The sequence below is a fragment of the Bacillus cereus group sp. MYBK30-2 genome (assembly GCF_051915945.1).
GTDB classification, from domain to species: domain Bacteria; phylum Bacillota; class Bacilli; order Bacillales; family Bacillaceae_G; genus Bacillus_A; species Bacillus_A paramycoides.
Genome location: NZ_JBQAFR010000008.1, coordinates 12,532 through 29,354, shown reverse-complemented (window position 1 = coordinate 29,354; position 16,823 = coordinate 12,532). Strand labels below are relative to the sequence as shown.

Genomic DNA, 16,823 nt, shown 5'->3' with positions numbered 1-16,823 from the left:
GTTCACCATACTGTGTGGAATAGAAAAATACAAGGGTTACATAGTACACCACAAATCACACTGGAATATATTGAAATAAACAAAGAAAAAAAGATGATATATTAGACAACTTTTATCTTTAAATAAAAAATCCACACTTAACTAGGCTCATATACGCACACCATCCTCTCTAGACGAGCATAAGATGTACTAACGAACGAAAGGGGGTAATATTATGGGTTTTGGTTTTGGTGGAGGTTGTGATTGCGATAGATGTCATCGTCGAAGAGAAGATCATCGAAGAGAAGATCATCGAAAAGAAGATCATCGAAAAGAAGATCATCGAAAAGAAGATCATAATCCCGAGTTACGACAATTTTTAAGAACATTAACTCCTGGTACTTGCATTGTTATTCAATTTGATTCTCAACGACCTACAAGTGCAACATTCCAAGGTTTTCAAGGAAACAACGTCATTATTTTATCTGACTTTGATTGTTTCCCAGGATTAGCACGTATTGCGATTAATAAAATTAACGTAATCTCTATAAATTCACCTGATTGTGATCGTTTCTGTTGCAAACGTCGTAGACATTGCAGAGAATGTGATGAGCATGAGCATGAGCATAAACATGAACGCGAACATGATCGTAGAGATGATTTTTAAAAATTAATTAAAAGAAAAACCTTTCCTTTAATTTATAAGCCAATTTGCAAGAAAAACACCTATTAAAAAATAGGTGTTTTTCTTTTCTAAATGTTACCCAACTGAACATAAATAACAAACCATTCCATAAAGCAGACATATACTATTGTAAAGTCGGCATCCAAAAGACCCAAATAAATACCCATGCCAAGAAATAAAACTACACAGTATTTCTTGGCACCTTCTACATAAAATATTGACAACAATAAATTTATTACAAATGTACAAGCCAATTACCAAATTATTCATATTATATAACTAAGGATTAATAGATCCTATACCACCAACCCATAAAGTTACCTACGTATATTTAAATGTCCAAATGTACAAACCTAATTAAAAATCTACACATATAATGTACCCTACCTTTCTATTATCTTATTAAAGGAATTTATTTTTATATAAATTCCTTCTTTTTTAAGTATTTGAATACTTAATTTAATCTACATAACATAATCAATCCCAAAATAATTAATATAATAATCCTTAAAAAAAAATAAGATAAGGGCCCTCTCCCTTATCTTTTACTGGTATTTATTTAAAATACTATTAAACTACTCGTCGGACACTAATAACATCTAGACTTGTCACATTAAGGTTCGCATTATTATCAACCCAAATAAGAAATCCATCCTCTACACGAAGAAAGACCCCTGTTCCATCGATCTGATCTCCACCGGAAAAAACATTAATTCTGTCGCCTTCTCGTATACCATCTAATCTTCTTCGTCCTTCAAAATTACCCACTTCTCTCACCTCCTCACATTCACATTATTTAAAATACTATTAAACTACTCGTCGGACACTAATAACATCTAGACTTGTCACATTAAGGTTCGCATTATTATCAACCCAAATAAGAAATCCATCCTCTACACGAATAAAGACCCCTGTTCCATCGATCTGATCTCCACCGGAAAAAACATTAATTCTGTCGCCTTCTCGTATACCATCTAATCTTCTCCGTCCTTCAAAATCACCCACTTTTCTCACCTCCTCACAGTCTCTTCTTTTTCTTCGGTTTCTATTACGTTCATCACATTCACATTATTTAAAATACTATTAACGTACTCGTCGGACACTAATAACATCTAGGCTTGTCACGTTAATGTTCGCACCAGCATCAACCCAAATAAGAAATCCATCCTCTACACGAATAAAGACCCCTGTTCCATCAATCTGATCTCCACCGGAAAAAACATTAATTTTGTCGCCTTCTCGTATACCATCTAATCTTCTTCGTCTTTCAAAATTACCCACTTCTCTTACCTCCTCACATTCTCTTCTTCTTCTTCGGTTTCTATTACACTCATCACATTCACATCTACGTTCAAAAGACATTTAACATAACCCCTTTTTCCTAAAAATTTATTTACACCATATTTTATGAAAAAAGTAAATTAATTGATTAGACTTTTTTCCTCTATCAAACATCCAATTAACTAATTTATAAAAAAAAATTACTAATTCCAACAATTGTACAAGCCATTTTTTATTACTTACATAGATTAACAATGAGATGATAATCATCTTACTATACTCCAAAACCCTAAATTACCTGTTCGGTAACTATCTTTAAAAAATAGAAAAAGGGACAGTTTTTCAACTGTCCTTTTTTCTTATTTGTAAAGATATATTTTAAAAATTAAACACCCCTTACTAATAAATACATACATTATATAGTGCTCCAACACACTACTAAAAAACACTCCACTAACAAAAAAAGAACTTATTTTCTATCTGTCAAGAATTTAAGTTCTTTTTTAACTATTTAATATCCCTTTATTTTCATATTAATATATAATTTTCTTTCCTTGATGCTTTTCCTCTTCGATGGGCTAATTGGTATCCTGGTGGATTCCGAAGATGTTTTTTCTTTTTACGCTTCATCTCATTAATCTCTTGTTTAATCCATCCACGTAAAGATCTAGAAACTTTTTAATCAGTTGCTAATTGTCTTAATTTGGTACTTCCCCCTGCTCTTCCTGCATTTTTAACTACGGCTTTGGCAGCTTTAACTTTAACTCTACCTCCACCAACTATACCTAAGGTTCCAGCTATTAAGATTTGTTTTCTACTCGCACCAGACTTATAAGCTTTATACGCATCATATGCTGTAAAACCTGCACCTATTGCAAACCATACCCAGTGCCCATCGGGATCAACATCCATTACAGAGTTATTATCCACATACTTATCAAGGTTTATTAAGTTAATTTAATCAAACTTTATTCCAAGGCTACAAATATATCAAAGACTGTTTTCTTCTCATAGCGATGAGACTTTCGCCCATTTTTATGCAAGAGATTGAACAAACAAAGGAAGATTTTTGATAGTTCTTGGGCATTTTGTTGTAGAGATTGAAATATAAATAGTAATCCTTAATGATTTAGATTGCTTTACATTCACTTAGTTCTCGCTTCTTTTTGTTGAGGAGTAATTGGCGCATTTTGTACACAGTAGAAGAATAAAATTGTTGATGAAGTAAATGTGCTAAAAGTTGTTGTAAAAACTGAACAGCCTGAGAATTAAAGCATTGATTGAGTCTTTCTGGGCTCATAGAAATGCCTGTGTTAGCTTCTAATCAACTACATAATTGTGTCAATAAAGTATGAACTATGTTTTGACTTAACCAAATACATAGGGCCACTAAGTCTTGTGCGCGGTATTTATTTTTTGTTTCACAAATCCTGTATTTCTAGCTAATTGCTCTAAAACATCAGGTGACATATATCGTTGCAATTCTTTAGAAAACAATTCTAATTCATCAAAAGCTGATAATTAGTAATAATTAATAGTCCAATAATCCCACTTATGTAAGCAAAAAATCCCTTCAGATCTACTGGAGAAATTTTTAAGGATTTTATGCTACACAGAAAACACCCTTTCAGTCTAAAATTATTTTCTAAGATTATCACCCTTAGTTTAACAGTAGCTTTTATCAACAAACGGATGCATTAGTAAATAGGATATGTGGATTAAATACCCTCTACAATTGATGGACATGGTATGTAAATATTTTCTTGCTATTGGAGGGATTTCCTAGTGGTTGATAACATACAACAACTTATTCAAGAACATAGACAATTTTTCCATCATGATCATACAAGAGGTCTTCAATTTCGGCTTGAACAGTTAGAAAAGTTAAAAAATTCTATTCGAAAATATGAAACTCAAGTACTGAGCGCATTATATCAAGATTTACACAAAAGCGAGTTTGAAGCATACGCTGCAGAAGTTGGTTTCGCATTTAACAGTATCAATTTTATAATGAAATACCTAAAACAATGGATGAAACCTCAAAAAGTAAAAACACCTATTCATTTTGCCCCATCCAAAAGCTACATAATAAAAGAGCCATATGGTACCGTGCTAATTATTGGACCTTTTAATTATCCATTCCAATCATTAATTGAACCTCTCATTGGGGCAATTGCGGCAGGAAATTGTGTAGTTCTCAAGCCTTCAGAAAATGCACCAAATGTTTCAGCTGTAATTAACAAAATAATAAGTGAAACGTTTGATAAGCAATACATTCGTGTAATTGAAGGAGGCAGGGAAACAACTTCTTTATTGATTCATGCACCATTTGACCATATCTTTTTTACTGGTAGCGTTCAAGTTGGAAAAATTGTCATGGAAGCTGCGGCGAAAAATCTTGTACCAGTAACATTAGAACTTGGTGGAAAAGGACCAGCTATTGTCGATGAAACTGCTAACCTCGATATAGCAGCCAAGCGCATTATCTGGGGAAAATTCATAAATGCTGGGCAATCCTGTATTGCACCTGATTATGTTATTGTACACAAATCTGTCAAGGTAAAACTGATTTCGAAAATGAAAAAAATCATTACAAACTTTTATGGATCAGATGTATTTAAAAGCAATGATTACGGTCGAATTGTTAATGAGAGACAATTCGATAGACTTACTTCTATATTAGGGCAAGACAAAAATTATATAGTATTTGGTGGAAATTCATCTAGAAGCCATTTATATATTGAACCAACACTTCTTGAAGTAAAATCATGGGATGATGCAGCTATGAAAGAAGAAATTTTCGGACCGATTTTACCAATTATGGATTACAATGATTTAGATGAAGTCATTCATACGGTTAACAACCATCCCAAACCGTTAGCTTTGTATGTGTTTACTGAAAATAAAAATGTTGAAAAGCAGGTATTAGGACGAATTTCTTTTGGAGGAGGATGCGTCAACGATACAATGTCGCATATGGCTAATCTCCACTTACCTTTTGGTGGAGTAGGAAATGCAGGATTCGGCGCCTATCATGGGAAACATAGTTTTGATGCTTTTACACATCGTAAAAGCATTTTAAAGAAAAGCTCAAGGATAGATTTAGGGTTTGTATTTCCACCGTATAGGAACAAAATTAAAATTTTGCGAAAGATTTTTAAGTAATACGATTTGTTAAACATTAATGTGGATAATAAAGGAAATCCAGTAGAATGGACTCCCTTTACCTTGTAACAACCTAATCCATTTGTTTAGCGATGGCTCGACCGTCACCTGTCTGGAATGGAGCAAGGACGACCAGGGGGAGTATTTGCTGGTCAAACATAATATCAGCCTGAATGGTGCAATCAACGGACCGCATTGGTATCCTTCGCTGACGGAGACGTTTACCATAATACAGGGGAAACCATGTGCTTCAGGGTGGACGGGAAAGACATCTGGTCCGGTCCGCGTGAACTTTTGACGGTTACTTATAAAAAAGTTTGATTAAAACTTATATAGAAGTCTCATTTTTAGATACATAAAATATTTTATACTTTACGCTCTTTAAAAAAGTTAGACGCAATGCAACAAGCTATTCCAGCAATAAGAACACTAAATGATAATACTTTATTTGTATTTTCAAACTGTATAATATCTGTAATCATATTAAGCATAATTAGTCCCAAAACAAATAAAATCGGCCCCCAAAAAAGCAATATTTTTCCTAACAATGAACGTTTTCTCATAACCCTCACCTTTCCTATATATGTAAATTTTATCATGCTTTTAATTGTTAATTAATAGTTTAGGGGCTAGTTTTTCAAATGTTGATTAGATTATTTTGGTTAATCTTTTTTATAAATGGTTACACTTTTTTCAAAACGGTGCGACTTTGTTTTAAATCTACAGGGGATTCCTAAGTACGGAAACCTAACGCTTTCTAATTGATTAGGCTATCCCCGTAGTTCCTACGGTTAGAAGACGGATTGCTGCATTTCGATCTCTATCGTGATGTGCGCCACAAGAAGGGCAATCCCACTCACGAATTGTTAGATTTTTAACGTCTGTGTTTTTGTATTCGCAATTGAAATATAATTGACTAGGAGCAAATGTTTTAAAGAGTAAGTTTTAATCAATCTTTTTTAAAACGTGCTCTTCATACTTGTTTTTACATCAATGTTAAAAAGGAATTATGGTGATGCCGCATGTTGAATTGCTGAGTCCTAACTCTCATGTTGCAAAAGTTCTTTGAAGATGAGAGGGATTTTCATGGTCATGGAAACGTGGAATAAAAAGCGTAGTATCGATTATAAGAAAAGAATTATATCTATTTATAAATATAAAAGGAAATTAAATTCTTGACAGATAGAAAATAAGGCCTTTTTTTGTTAGTGGAGTGTTTTTTAGTAGTGTGTTGGAGCTCTATATAATATATGTATTTATTAGTAAGATGTATTTGATTTTTAATATATATATTTGTAAATAATAAAAAAAGGACAGTTAAAAAACTGCCCTTTTTTCTATCTTTTAAAGATAGTTTCCGAACGGGTAATTTAGGGTTTTGGGGTATGGTAAGATGATTATCATCTCATTGTTAATCTATGTAAGTAATAAAAAATGGCTTGTACAATTGCTGAAATTAATAATTTTTTTTTATAAATTAGTTAATTGGACATTTGATAGAGGAAGGAAATCTAACCAATCCATTAATTTCTTTCATATAAGTTAAGTAAAATTTAGAAAAGAAAAACACCTATTTTTTAATAGGTGTTTTTCTTGCAAATTGGCTTATAAATTAAAGGAAAGATTTTTCTATTAATTAATTTTTAAAAATCATCTCTACGATCATGTTCGCGTTCATGTTTATGCTCATCACATTCTCTGCAATGTCTACGACGTTTGCAACAGAAACGATCACAATCAGGTGAATTTATAGAGATTACGTTAATTCTATTAACCGCAATACGTGCTAATCCTGGGAAACAATCAAAGTCAGATAAAATAATGACGTTGTTTCCTTGAAAGCCTTGGAATGTTGCACTTGTAGGCGGTTGACGATCATATTGAATAACAATACAAGTACCAGGAGTTAATGTTCTTAAGAATTGTAATAATTCTGGATTTTTATTCTCCTGTCTTTTATTTTCTTCTTTTCTGTGATGATCTCTGTGATGATCTCTCCGATCATCACATCTGTTGAAATCACAACCTCCACAAAAACCTCCACCAAAACCAAAACCCATAATATTACCCCCTTTCGTTCGTTAGTACATCTTATGCTCGTCTAGAAAGGATGGTGTGCGTATATGAGTCTAGTCAAGTGTGGATTTTTATTTAAAAATAAAAGTTGTGGGTTCTGGTGCAAAAAACCTATAAAACTTGGACATACTGATATTACTACTCTAGAAAAAGGTGTGTGATCAGTATGAAAAAGGAAAGTTTGTTCAAATGAAAGCATTATCAGCCTGAACAAATGTACCATGATTCATCTGACTCTCCCTTCTATATAATTAACGTTTGAAAACGTAAAATGTATACAAACTTTGTAAAAAAAAATCAAAATAAAGTACATCAATGTATGATTTACAATACATATTTTCTATATAATTACATTTAACATAACACCACTTAGCGGAAGTCAATCTATCTAGAAGCATAGAAGAGTTACTTCAAATCTTCTGAAGAGAATATTCGTTCACATAATCACCGTTATCAGTAGTTAGTCTGCCTAATTATAAAGGAGAATAAGCTCCTTTATTTTCTTTAAGCATATCATGTAAAAGAATATGAAATATTTATAAAAAGTAGGTGACAACATGACATTCGATTCTCACCGTATTATAGGTTTCCCTGGAATGGGTATGGGTGGCTTCCCTGGAATGGGTATGAGCGGTTTCCCTGGAATGGGTATGGGCGGTTTCCCTGGAATGGGTATGGGCGGTTTCCCTGGAATGGGTATGGGCGGTTTCCCTGGAATGGGTATGGGCGGTTTCCCTGGAATGGGTATGGGCGGTTTCCCTAGAATGGATATACCAGTTAACTATAACCATCATTTCTAATACTTTATATTTGAATGTAGATGACAATAGATAAGATTAACCCTTGCATCAATCCGTTATGGGCATCTTACCTATTGCCATCTATTAACTTGTACCAACGTTCTTACATAACATCACTTATTCATAGTAAACCAACAGGAACATAATTTCTCTGTTATCACGAGCCTTTACAAGACTACTAAGTATAGTTGTTTGAATAAGATGAAATGGAATTCGGAAATATGATAGTGATATATCTGTCGTGTTTGCCGTTTCTGCAGCAGTATGGTTGTACAGTACATAATCTACAATTTCATATACAGTACGATTTCCAACAGGTGTCTCTTTTACGAGCCTACGATCCAAGCAAACTTGAAATCCTGTATAAATTGTTGTGTAGGGAATCCCACTTTTCTTAGCAAGATCCATAATTTGAAATTCACGTGGTAGCATTCCAATATCATTACATTCGAAATGAAGCAAGATATAAGTAGCTAAAGCTGAAGATGATAACTCTTTTCGTTCATTTTCAAGCTTGATGATGTTAAATAGACCATCAAAAAACTTAACCCCATGAATATTAAAATTCTGTTTGGAAAATTTCATGTGTGTATTCACAGTTTTCTTTTACTCCCCTCCAAAAAATACAAAAAAGACACACCAATGGCAGACTATGTGCCTTCGGTGTGTCCGTTTAGCAAGAATTATAAATTTGTTTATTTATATATAAATCTTAAACAATCGATATTTATGTACAAGATTATCTTTATAAAACTTAAATGTCAATACCTCTTCTCATTTAAGTTCTATAAGAAATACAACCTATAATTAGTCTAAATAAAAATTGGAATTGCACCATAGATAACTTCTTATTATTAATAATAATATGCATTCAGGTTCTTGTCACTTTCATTTAAACAAACTTTCCCATGTCAATCAAACATTTTCTAGCATAATACTATTTCTAGGAGATTGCTTACAAGAAATTTGGAGTTTTTGTACAAAAACCTTACAATCTTTATATACAGTCGAATTCTCAAAACTGCTTAATATATAATTAACTTCCATATTAATGTTATGTAAACAATAAAAACCCCTGTTACAAAACATACTCACATTAACATATCAACTCGCATTAACATGTAATCAAACCTACGAAGAGAGATGTTAATTTTATATCGACATTTCTAATACAATAAGTATACATATTCATTTGATATCATTAACAACCTTATAAGGTACACTTCTTAATAGAAAGAATTATAAATAGCTAAAGGGCCTAACACTTGGAATTGCACTATAGATAACTTCTTACTATTAACAATATGCATTCAGGTTCTTGTCACTTTCATTTGAACAAACTTCCCCATGACAATCAAACATGTTTTAGCATAATACTATTTCTAAGAAATTATTTACAAGAGATCTGGAGTTTTTGTACAAAAACTCCAGAATCTTTATATGCAGCCGATTTTTTAAAACTGCTTAATATATAATTAACCCCCATATTAATGTTATGTAAACAATAAAAATCCATTTTACAAATACATTCACATTAACATATCAACTAACATTAACATGTAATCATACACGAAAAGAGAACTGTTAATTTTATATCAACATTTTTAACACAATAAGTGTACATATTCATTTGACATCATTAGCAACCTTATAAGAAACACTTCTTAATAGAAAGAATTATAAATAGCTATAGAGCCTACAACCTGGACTTGCAACAAAATATAAAACTTCTAATCAAATACAAACTTCAATCTATTGATAACCTATATGACATCTCGCAATTGTTTTTTTGACATACTCCCATAAACATTGTAGTTTCATAAAATTTAGATTGGATACTACACTGTTAATATTTTATCTTTTTAGTTGATATGAAATTAACAATAGATATGGTGAAGTGTTTAAATATCAATCTCATGTTAATGATAATATTATAGGTATTCTTACCAGGATCGTTTGACAACTGATGCGTATGTTAGTTTTATTCTCTTTATTTATTATGTTATTTGTACCCACAATTAATTAACTAACATTAAAGAGGTATCAAAAGACTTGTTTAATTGATTGGAATAGAATTTTAGTACATTTGAACTTCATATTAATTAAAGTAATTACTAAACACACTATATAAAAGGGCGCGCTTTAAGAAAGATACCACAAATACAGCAGTCCCCAATAGTCTTTCGGTTGATAAGACATTAACAATTAACAGAGATCATCACTTCACAATCCTTTCTATGTCAATTTCATATCTCATGTTAATCTCAGTACTAAGCCGAAATCTAGTCCTAAATCAGATGATTTCCGCCTTTAATATAAAAAATGCTGTTTTATATTAGATAAACGACGTCATTAGGCTGTTTAGAAATCACTGGTATTAACGTAACTACATAAATCTACCCCAAGTATTCCATACCGTATTAAAATACTCATACATATCATATTAATCGCAGCATAGAGCGGGAATTAACTCTTAAAGTTTATTTATGTAGATTCTGGTCCTAGATCACGAAATACTACTAATTTAGTAGTATTATTGCCTTTTTTTCTAGCTTTTATACATTATAATTTAAGTTTCCTAGTTTAATCTGGTTGTTTTTCCATAACATCATTGATTATATCCTTATAACTTGTTTACAAAACACCTATATTTCCTTATCATTAATATTAAGTAACATGATTTGTTAATCTCATGGCAACTATCAGTAATGTAACAAACATAAAAGATAGGCATTTCCATTGATAGAACATTACTATTTATATACTTAGAGTTAACAATAACATCAACAAATCAAGTACATTCTGTATCAACAGTTAATGTTTTGTTAACAAACATTCAATCACATGTCAATTTTACATTTCATGTGAGTTACTGAATAAGTAGGGATTCACATGAATATTATCGAAATACTGTCTAACATGTTAATTTCAGTTCACATGTTAATTACAAATTGGGTGTTCATGAGTTGATTTTTAAGGAGGTAGTTACAATGATTGAGCAAAAAAACGAAACACAAGACCATCAAATTAACGATGATGACATATTAAATGATAATGTTTTCGAAAAAGCATGGCGGATAACGGAATTCTCTAAACTAGTCGGACGTCATCATAATACAGTTTATAATTGGTTCAATATTCTAGAGGAAAAAGGGCTTCACGAAACGTTAAGAACCCAAAATACAAACGAAAAACTCTATAATACTTTAGATCTTGAAATTGCTCTATTTATAAAGCAAAAAAGGGATGAGAAATGGTCTTTAGATGCAATTATTGACCTTTTACCACACCAATTTGATTTAAGACCAGTATCACCAGAGCATCAAACAAGTGAAGTATCTACTGAATTAAACCTTCAAGCCACTGCAGAAATTATTGAAAAAATGGTAACTAAACAGTTAGAAGAAAAAATAAAACATATTCAATCTCATTATGAAGAGAGGGTAGAAAGTATACTAAAACAGTTACCGCAACCAGAAGATGCAGAAACCCTAAAATTACGTCAACGCCAAGATAGACTTGATAATTTCATTATTGAGCATAGAGCACGTCAGGAATTAAGAAAACAAGCAGAGAGCCTATGGAATAATAAACCTGAAGAAGAACGTACTAGAAAGGCAGGATGGTTTAAAAAAGAGGAAGATTTGGGTAAAAAGCAACTCTTCATTGAGCAGTACATACAGGATAATATTATTGATTACATAAAATCTCTTATGAATACTGTGGAATAATAAAAAAGTCTGGATAAAGATCCAGACTTTTTTATTATTTTGTAGTGCCGAACATCTTATCTGGATCTAGAAAATCCGCTAATTCAGCATCTTCATTTGCTCCAGCATTATTATTTTCTTCGTCACTACCCATATCGATAAAATCTCCAAATGCAAAACCTAAATCCTCATCCTCATCTATACTCTCGATAGTACTAATTTGAGACTTTGTAAACTGAATTTGGCTTTGTCTTTCTTTAAACTCATTAAATTCTTCAACTAACCCTTTAGATAATCTCGATGGTAATGCATCAGTTTTATAGAACGTATATACACTTCCTAAGAAATCATTCTTACTTACCAAATATCCGTTAAAAACTGTACCATTTATAGGTAGATTATTTGAAACTTCTACCTTAGCATCATCCATAAAGGAATCATTAATGTTTTTTTGCTCATCTAAGATAGCGAGCATACCAAAATGATGTACTTTTGACGCTTCAACAGAACCGTCGTTATTCTTCTTCATTAAATCAATTGGGGGATGGAAAGAGCTTCCTCTTAATGATTCTTGGAACATCTCTATAATTGCATGGCTATTTTCTATCTGGTTCATATTACGTGAAACCTTATTAATTACTAAACAGCCCGTCTTCTCAAGTAAAATACGTTTAAAGTCTTGAGAATCGAGTATTACAGATGTACCAGATCCATTGGCAGCTGTATTTAACTCATGAATAATTTCACTAATGCGTTGATTTGCATAATCTCGTGAATTGGCGATACCCTTTTTCTCATTTTCATTTAATTCCTTAAATTCATCGTAAAAGTGCTGGTTATCAGCAAATACTACAAATGCTACACCTTTTGATTTATCATTTGCTAATTTCCAAATCTCCTGTGAAAATTTATTTACTTGTCGTAATACATCCGGCCCATCTGCTCGGACAGGAAGTGTTACAACAATCCCCATTTTAATAAAGTCTTTGCGCTCAATAGCATTTTCAAAGGCAATTCTCGCAAACTTTGCTTGATTTGCTTTGATTTCAGCCATTGGATATTCCTGCGCAACTTTTTGTAATTCTTGTCTGATTACTGGCTTGTTATGAAAAGCCGAAAATTCTTCAATAGCTTTAATGATTGTAGAAGTTCCTGTTCCTCCACCTAAACCTGCAAAGAATAAAACAAGTTCATCAGAAGGTCTTACACGCTCAGTAATAAATTCTTTTAATTTTTCTTTTGCTTCCTCATTTGAATCAAGAACTTTTACCGCACGCTCAGGGTTCTTACCTAAACCACCTAATTTAAGTGAAACTTGATTGCTTTTTGGTACATTTTTTAATTCAGCTAGATCTCCATCATTACTATTTAGTGCTAAGCAATTATATACTGCTGTGCCATCTGTATGTGTATATTCCGCAAATTTATCTACCATTCTAGTACCAGCTTGACCAAATCCAACCATCGTCATTTTAACTGCTACTTCATTCTTCAAGAAGTTTTTTGCCATTATTTTATCTCTCCTTATTTACCTTTTTTCTTTTCCCTAACTCAATAAGTACTTGTTGTCCTCTATAAGTTGAGATTAAAAATTTATATGGGTGCATAGTCTTTTCATAGATTAAAGACATTGATGATAGCGTACTCACACTTATTTCTGCTGAACGTCTAGATATATTTGTACGTTCAACTTCTAATGAATAGGATTTTCCTTTTTTCTTCTTTACTCTCCTATCAATAACTACATTTTCCACTATTTCATTAATAGATATGCCCCTCATGTACTTTGTCTCTTGAAATTGTTTATTTACTACGTTTCCTATGTATAGAAATACACTGTAGAGTATCTCATCTTGTTCAAGTATATCAGCAAACATGTTTACTACTTCATCTACAAACTTGATTGTTTGATATTTTTCACTTAAAACCTCGTTCAAGTTGTCCCCCCCTTAAAGCATTGGTTAATTATTCCTAGAAATATAGTACCTCATTACACGTTGTATATCAAGTCATTATAAATAAAACTTATATATAGGACTTATATATAAGACTTATAACAACTAAATCAGAAATACTCTATATTTTATAAGGGTTTATATATACGACGTATATATAACGCGTATACATGTTATATCAATCTTAAATTTCATGTGATTTACATTTTAATAAAGAGTACTAAAATATCCGGAATAAAATTGATAAAAACACATAAAAAATAACCTCTTCTTATTAACATGAAACTCACAAATATTATTATACGACTTATATGCAAATCTTATATATAAGTCGTATATACAAGTGCTGTTATATCAATGATAAATTAAATATTATATCTCAATTACATGTTAATACTTTTTATAAGCCGCTTATACAAACTTTATATATAAACCTTATTTATACACCTTATATAAATCACGTTTGAAATCTTTAATACTCAAACAACTACTATCAGACATATGTATTTATATTACTAAGGAGATTTCATGAAGATCTTATAACAATTCATACTAAGTTTTTTTTTATTACCTAGTTGTTTTAACAGGATTTATCTCTTATAAGAACGATAATTGTTAATGTTATGTTAATGCACTGTTCTTCACTTAGTACTTGTTAGCTCACATTACTGTATATGTTGTCAGAAAAAATATGCTCTGTGCCTCATTTGAATTCAATTTCTTGTCAATTTCAGTCATTCCTAGAAAGTCATTAGGAGAGGTTGTTAATTTCATATGAACAACAGAAAGCATCTCAAGTTATATTCAACATGTTAAAAAGAGAGTCCAAGGTTAAGCTGACTGATGCAAAAGTCCTTAAAATTCCTGTAAATAATCTCTTACACCTGGACATTCTAATAGTATTACGCTAAAAAATTACATCACTGCTATGAAAAAGGAACATTTGTTCAAATTGGATTATTAACAGTCAGGTCTTATCTTATTAACATCAAAATGATACTTACATTACAATAAAAGTTTTCGTAATGTAGTAGGAATGATGATAGCAATTACAACATCACATAAAATTAACAACTGATTAATTTCATGTGAATGAAACCTATATGTTAAGAACCTGTAGACACATTTTTAACGTACTAATGATTTAGTAGAAACAACCATTAATTTTTGTCTAAGTGAATTCATGATCCTATACAAGAGAAAACGCCTAAAAGAAAAAGTTGAATTTTTACACTGAACCAGTAGCAGAAGTAGGAGAGGGCACTTCACCACAAACAAGAAGTTAACTTTCGAATAAAAGATAGAAAAAATTACTCTTTGTTATCAAAAAGCCTTTTTATAATCCTTGAATAATATGCATTTACATGCTCCGATTGATTTGGTTCCTTCACTTGAACTTCATCAAGCTGTAGAACCAAATTCGGTCTCGTTTACTATACAAAAAGGTTGCCTCATAAAAGGAAATCCTCAATATAACGAGGTTGGGATTGATGTTTGGGAAAGCATTCTTCAGGTATCATTAATTGATCATGGAGAGTTTTGGAATGCTCTAAAAAACTTTTTACACATTAATGTACTGTCTGTATTCGAATTAGAACAATTAATAAAGGTTAAGGGAAATAGGTGATAATAATGGAATTCGAAGAACTTATGAAATATATAGAAGAAAATAAAGAAGACCATTTTCAAGATATAATCAGTGAGAACGAACTTGTGATTAGAAAGAGAGGCATAAATGTAAACGTCAAGTAACTCCAAAATATACGACAAAAGTTAATTTTGGAGTTATTTTTTGTTTTCTTTGTACTGTGATAATAAAGTTATTTAATACACAACATAGTCATTTGAAAATCTTTCTTTCAAGCAGTTCAAAAGGTGTTTTCAACTTAATACAGAACTATGTATAGTAGGTGGACATAAATTGGTTCGGATAAAAGTAACATGAATAAGGAGAAAAATTCCGATGGATTGCTTAGTTGCAAAAGGTAGTATTTATTATGAAAACGTAGGTAATGGTTTTCCAATATTAATAATGCATTCAATGGGTACAGACCATAAATCTATGAAAGCTTGGATAGAGCCAATTTTTGATGAGATTCAGGGTTTTCAGAGAATATATATAGATTTACCTGCTCACGGTCGAAGTTTAATTGACGAAAATTTCAACTCTTCAGATGATATGCTTTTAAATATTTTGGATTTTATCAATATGACAATTCCTAACCAAGCATTTTCTCTTATTGGTTTTTCATTTGGAGGATATTTGGCACAAGGTGTTTTGCACCATAGACATAAAAATGTAAAGAGTATTTGTTTGCTGGCTACTTCACTTCATTTGAAAGATAGAGATCTTCCTAAAAAAATAGTCGTTACAAAGGATGAAGATTTATTGAAAGAATTGGATTCTGATATAAGAATGGCTTTTGAAACATTGATGAATTATCAAAATAAAGAGAACCTTAACTACTTTTTAAATGAAATCCAACCTGGACGATTGTTAGCTAATAAAAATTTTTTAATGTCAAATTGGAGAGAGAAAGGGTATTTTCTTTCTGAAGAACCACTTAATAATGTAGGTACACTTACACAACCTGCACTCATCATTCTAGGGAAACAAGATTCTATCTGTGGGTATAAAGATCACTTCTTTCTTCTAGAAAAATTTCCGAATGCTACGTTTTCCATTTTAGATGGTGCTGGTCATATGCTTCAGATAGAAAAACGAAAAATAGTACAAGGACTAATCAAAGACTGGCTAATTAGGAGCAATTCGGTTTGCAAATCAAGCGAGTAAATGCAATCACTAACTTCTTTAACCTAATTTCCATATCTATTGCTTGTCAGTTCATTTTGTTGTGCTTTAACTAACACTTTAGTTCAATAGGAATTAAATAACTTTATTATTAATTTTTGAGTGCAAATATAATTAAATGGATAGAAATTAAACAACTTTAAAGAGCCTTGCTACAATAAAATGTGCAAGGCTTATATATATTTCATAACAAAATTCAATAACTTTATTATTGCTTTATATGCTTAACTTTTTTCTTAAAAAGGACTTTTGAGATAGCTTCTATTGTTCTGTCCTAAGGATAACAACTCGAAAAAAATCCCAGTTATTGTTTTTTTATTCTACTACTAAAGTTGTAAAAAATCTAGTCAATATGTAGCA

Annotated in this window: 12 protein-coding genes and 7 pseudogenes; 6 read left to right on the top strand and 13 right to left on the bottom strand. The window is 31.4% G+C overall.

Annotation, left to right across the window (positions count from 1 at the left end; genetic code table 11):
• The first annotated feature begins 214 nt into the window (after positions 1 to 214).
• Entirely contained in the window at positions 215 to 646 is a 432-nt protein-coding gene (locus ACTFQM_RS24680) for a hypothetical protein (RefSeq protein WP_440036671.1), read from the top strand.
• Positions 647 to 1,234: 588 nt separating this feature from the next.
• Here the strand turns inward: ACTFQM_RS24680 and ACTFQM_RS24675 are convergent.
• From ACTFQM_RS24675 to ACTFQM_RS24645, 7 genes and pseudogenes are all read right to left on the bottom strand, one after another.
• Positions 1,235 to 1,432, bottom strand: coding sequence for a hypothetical protein (locus tag ACTFQM_RS24675; protein ID WP_400487681.1), 198 nt, complete (start codon positions 1,430 to 1,432; stop codon positions 1,235 to 1,237).
• 39 nt (positions 1,433 to 1,471) lie between these two features.
• Positions 1,472 to 1,732, bottom strand: a pseudogene (locus ACTFQM_RS24670) (hypothetical protein); the annotation flags it as partial.
• 15 nt (positions 1,733 to 1,747) lie between these two features.
• Positions 1,748 to 2,026: a hypothetical protein gene (locus ACTFQM_RS24665; RefSeq protein ID WP_082183346.1), complete on the bottom strand. Its 279-nt coding sequence runs from the start codon at positions 2,024 to 2,026 to the stop codon at positions 1,748 to 1,750.
• 447 nt (positions 2,027 to 2,473) lie between these two features.
• A pseudogene (locus ACTFQM_RS24660) lies at positions 2,474 to 2,611 on the bottom strand (polymorphic toxin type 8 domain-containing protein); the annotation flags it as partial.
• 12 nt (positions 2,612 to 2,623) lie between these two features.
• Positions 2,624 to 2,857 (bottom strand): hypothetical protein, encoded by a 234-nt coding sequence (locus ACTFQM_RS24655; RefSeq protein ID WP_440036669.1) that lies wholly within the window; start codon positions 2,855 to 2,857, stop codon positions 2,624 to 2,626.
• 56 nt (positions 2,858 to 2,913) lie between these two features.
• Positions 2,914 to 3,155, bottom strand: a pseudogene (locus ACTFQM_RS24650) (IS4 family transposase); the annotation flags it as partial.
• A pseudogene (locus tag ACTFQM_RS24645) lies at positions 3,144 to 3,415 on the bottom strand (IS4 family transposase); the annotation flags it as partial. The pseudogenes ACTFQM_RS24645 and ACTFQM_RS24650, both read right to left, overlap by 12 nt.
• A gap of 315 nt (positions 3,416 to 3,730) precedes the next feature.
• On the opposite strand from ACTFQM_RS24645, the gene ACTFQM_RS24640 reads away from it, so the two are divergent.
• Positions 3,731 to 5,110 carry an aldehyde dehydrogenase gene (locus tag ACTFQM_RS24640; protein WP_440036667.1) on the top strand — a complete coding sequence of 460 codons (1,380 nt, stop codon included), beginning with the start codon at positions 3,731 to 3,733 and terminating at the stop codon, positions 5,108 to 5,110.
• A 365-nt stretch (positions 5,111 to 5,475) separates the two neighbouring features.
• Here ACTFQM_RS24640 and ACTFQM_RS24635 read toward each other — a convergent pair whose 3' ends face one another.
• The 3 genes and pseudogenes from ACTFQM_RS24635 to ACTFQM_RS24625 all read right to left on the bottom strand — a co-directional run bounded on the left by ACTFQM_RS24635 (position 5,476) and on the right by ACTFQM_RS24625 (position 7,170).
• Positions 5,476 to 5,673 carry a hypothetical protein gene (locus ACTFQM_RS24635; protein WP_440036666.1) on the bottom strand — a complete coding sequence of 66 codons (198 nt, stop codon included), beginning with the start codon at positions 5,671 to 5,673 and terminating at the stop codon, positions 5,476 to 5,478.
• 202 nt (positions 5,674 to 5,875) lie between these two features.
• Positions 5,876 to 6,052, bottom strand: a pseudogene (locus ACTFQM_RS24630) (zinc ribbon domain-containing protein); the annotation flags it as partial.
• A 701-nt stretch (positions 6,053 to 6,753) separates the two neighbouring features.
• A complete protein-coding gene (locus ACTFQM_RS24625) occupies positions 6,754 to 7,170 on the bottom strand; it encodes a hypothetical protein (RefSeq protein ID WP_440036665.1) in 417 nt (138 codons plus the stop codon).
• 573 nt (positions 7,171 to 7,743) lie between these two features.
• Here ACTFQM_RS24625 and ACTFQM_RS24620 point away from each other — a divergent pair.
• Positions 7,744 to 7,986 (top strand): hypothetical protein, encoded by a 243-nt coding sequence (locus tag ACTFQM_RS24620; protein WP_440036664.1) that lies wholly within the window; start codon positions 7,744 to 7,746, stop codon positions 7,984 to 7,986.
• 132 nt (positions 7,987 to 8,118) lie between these two features.
• Here ACTFQM_RS24620 and ACTFQM_RS24615 read toward each other — a convergent pair.
• Positions 8,119 to 8,583: pseudogene (locus ACTFQM_RS24615) on the bottom strand (hypothetical protein); the annotation flags it as partial.
• Positions 8,584 to 10,976: 2,393 nt separating this feature from the next.
• On the opposite strand from ACTFQM_RS24615, the gene ACTFQM_RS24610 reads away from it, so the two are divergent.
• Entirely contained in the window at positions 10,977 to 11,717 is a 741-nt protein-coding gene (locus ACTFQM_RS24610) for a MerR family transcriptional regulator (protein ID WP_002175002.1), read from the top strand.
• A 34-nt stretch (positions 11,718 to 11,751) separates the two neighbouring features.
• Here ACTFQM_RS24610 and ACTFQM_RS24605 read toward each other — a convergent pair whose 3' ends face one another.
• Together ACTFQM_RS24605 and ACTFQM_RS24600 are read right to left on the bottom strand one after the other, a co-directional pair.
• Complete coding sequence (locus tag ACTFQM_RS24605) at positions 11,752 to 13,206, bottom strand: cell division protein FtsZ (RefSeq protein WP_002175003.1); 1,455 nt, start codon at positions 13,204 to 13,206, stop codon at positions 11,752 to 11,754.
• A gap of 4 nt (positions 13,207 to 13,210) precedes the next feature.
• Entirely contained in the window at positions 13,211 to 13,633 is a 423-nt protein-coding gene (locus tag ACTFQM_RS24600) for a hypothetical protein (protein WP_002175004.1), read from the bottom strand.
• A gap of 1,366 nt (positions 13,634 to 14,999) precedes the next feature.
• Here ACTFQM_RS24600 and ACTFQM_RS24595 point away from each other — a divergent pair.
• Both ACTFQM_RS24595 and ACTFQM_RS24590 read left to right on the top strand, forming a co-directional pair.
• Positions 15,000 to 15,278: pseudogene (locus ACTFQM_RS24595) on the top strand (hypothetical protein); the annotation flags it as partial.
• Positions 15,279 to 15,614: 336 nt separating this feature from the next.
• Positions 15,615 to 16,445 (top strand): alpha/beta fold hydrolase, encoded by an 831-nt coding sequence (locus ACTFQM_RS24590; protein ID WP_440036661.1) that lies wholly within the window; start codon positions 15,615 to 15,617, stop codon positions 16,443 to 16,445.
• Positions 16,446 to 16,823: the final 378 nt, after the last annotated feature.